Origin of the sequence: Niveispirillum sp., from assembly GCF_052437035.1 — a bacterium.
GTDB lineage: Bacteria > Pseudomonadota > Alphaproteobacteria > Azospirillales > Azospirillaceae > Niveispirillum.
Window position 1 is genome coordinate 1 of sequence record NZ_JBQVOH010000060.1, and the last position, 540, is coordinate 540.

A 540-nucleotide genomic window follows, 5' to 3' on the forward strand; every position below is an offset into this window, starting at 1 on the left:
TGGCCGGACGGCATGCGTTTGACGTGAGTGTTGGCGCCGGCGGCGATGTTGCTGTTTGTTTTGGCGAATTGATCCGCCAAGGCCGCCTCCAACGCCTTGATGACCTGATCGGGGTCGGAAAACGCGCCCATGCCGGCATGGGCCAGGAGGTCGTCGCGTTCACGCCGCCATTGATTGATGCTGATCATGTAGCCGTCCAAAGGGCGGAATTTGATGGAGTGCGACAGGTTGATGCTGCCCGATTTGATCGCCTGTGCGATGCGTTGGAACAGCAGGACTTTGTACAGCGACGGTCTGAAGGCGTCCCCAGAGCCGACGGCCGCCCGTTCCGCCGGATCGAGAAACAGGATCGGCGCCGTCTTGGTGATGTTACCGCCGGCCGTTTGAAAATGGCTGAGCGCGGCGAACAGCGGATTGATGTGCGCCTCCGCTTGAAACGACAGGGATTTTAGAACGCCCGCCGCCCGATTTTGCAGGCGGCGCGACTTTCCCTCTAGGAATTTGTAGTACTGCGCGCCGTCGTCGCCGGTGAGATCGGCG

1 protein-coding gene is annotated in these 540 nt (G+C 60.9%); it reads right to left on the reverse strand.

Going from position 1 to position 540, the window contains the following annotated elements; translation table 11 throughout:
- Positions 1 to 540: hypothetical protein (locus ACT6Q8_RS25670; protein WP_444739502.1), on the reverse strand; the 540-nt coding region annotated here is incomplete at both ends.